The organism is Bacteroidota bacterium, assembly GCA_034723125.1.
GTDB lineage: Bacteria > Bacteroidota > Bacteroidia > CAILMK01 > JAAYUY01 > JAYEOP01.
In genome coordinates, this window is the sequence record JAYEOP010000429.1 from 1 (window position 1) to 2,142 (window position 2,142).

General features: G+C 31.5%; 1 protein-coding gene. It reads right to left on the reverse strand.

Annotated features, from left to right (window positions below; all coding sequences use genetic code 11):
- A partial coding sequence (locus U9R42_11435; protein ID MEA3496636.1) for a gliding motility-associated C-terminal domain-containing protein occupies positions 1-2,142 on the reverse strand: 2,142 nt, incomplete at both ends.

Consider the following 2,142-nt stretch of genomic DNA (forward strand, 5'->3'; position numbering starts at 1 on the left):
TGATTCTGTTTTGTATTTTATTTGGTAATAATAAATTCCTATTGGGCAACTTTTGTTTTTGAATTTTCCATTCCAGCCTTTATTTTGGTCATTTGATTCAAATATTTTTTCGCCCCAGCGGTTGTAAATTTGTAATTCAAAACTAAGTATTTCAGGAGCTACTACTGTAAATATTTCATTTACTCCATCATCATTTGGGGAAAAAGCATTGGGTATAAATATTTTTATTTCGCAATGGTTTGTAATTTTTATCGTATCACTATTGCTACAATTATTTTTATCCCATACTTTTACACTGTACAATCCACTTTCAAATATTTCTATTTTTTGTGAATTTTCTCCTCCCGGTTGCCATTCATAAAGAGTGTAAGTACCTGCATCAAGCCAAAATTTTTCATTAAGGCAAAGTGTTGTATCTTTTCCTAAAGTGGGTAAAGGTATTGGTTTTTCGCTGACTAAAATCGTATCAAAATTATTACAGGAATCTGTATAAATTTGCACGCTATAGACTCCTGCTTTGTTTACAATTATTTTTTGTCCTTTTTGTTGGGTGTTCCACAAATAGTTTGCACCTGGGTTTCCTGCATCTAATTCTATGCTTGTACCTGAGCAAAAAAATGTATCTTCAGCTAATACCATTTTTATAATGTTCAAACTTAAATGGACAATACTATCACAACCTAAATAATTTACAAAGGTGTCGATATAGTTGCCGGGCTTGTTAATTATTTTGTTACCAAATAAAAAATTACCTTCTTTACATAAAACTTTATTGTGAAAATTTTGTTTTTGCAAGATAGTAACTCTTATATTTTTACTTGTATCCGATTCAAAACAATTGCTTACAATACAGCTATAAATACCAGTGTCGCTTACTGTTGCACTCTTTATTATTAATATTGAATCTGTTTCTCCCGTTAGATTTATTGCGTTTTTTTGCCATTGGTAAGTAAATTCTCCTTTTGCATAAACTGTTAATTTTATTGGATAATCCTCGCATACTACTGTATCCTTTGTTTGAAATCTTACTGTTGGCAAGGGTTCACCTATTTTTAAATACATTGCCGTATCTCTTTTGCTACTTCCAAGATAAAGATAGTTGTCGTTGCTAATTGCCATGTGTTTTGCTCCCCACCAATTAAAGCCTGTGGGAAGTTGCTTGCTCCATAAAATGTTACCATAGCTATCAAGTTGATAAATAATATATTCATTTTTTGCTTTGTGTGGTTCTTTTCTGTAATTTTCAAATATAGTGTAAAGCCTGCCACAGCCATCAATGTAAGGCCATGATGCCCTGCCAGATGAATCAAAGGGAAAGTTTAGGCTTTGTTCATGAAGTAAATTACCTGTGCTATCGAATTTATAAAGTTTAAAGTTGTTAAAATATGGTCCTTTAATAGAACTACTGCTGTTGTAATTATCAATAAGATAAAAATAAGGCTTATTATTGGAAAAAGGACTTTTGTCTCTACGAACATCCATGTAATGCAACTTTATATTTAATTTCTTTTTCCATATTTGTTTGCCGCTAAAAGTCATTTTTCTTAAGATGCTTGGTTTTGTACAATGACAAGATGAACCAAGAGCAGTATCCATCCCCCATATCTCAATAAAACTCAGAGTGTCATCAAAGTATGCCAAGCGTTTTCCACAATTATTCCATTCCTCCTCAATAAACCATATTTTATTGTCGCTAATATTACCCCAATAATACATAAAACCTCCCGAATCTATTAGAGAACTATCTTTACGGTAATATTTTGATATCCAAATTGTATCCTGTTGATGATGAGTTAGAAGTATTGAATCCAGTATTTGCCAAAACGAAATACCTGATGACACGCAATGAACTTCTCCAATATTAAGGACTTTGTTATCAGTAAAAATAGCATTATTCATTTTTTGAATTTTGTTCAGACCACCTAATCCATAAGAATACTTTTTGCGGAAAAAATAATCCAAAGAATCAGGAAAATACAAAGTGTTTTGCAAACCGAAATAAACATCGCAATCAAAACCTCCAGTCAGGCGAGTACCGGAAATTCTTATACATTTTTTATTAGTCCATAAAAATTGATTAGATAACAAACCCATAGGACTAATCCATGAGTTAAGATAGGATATATCTTTACTGTTATTATT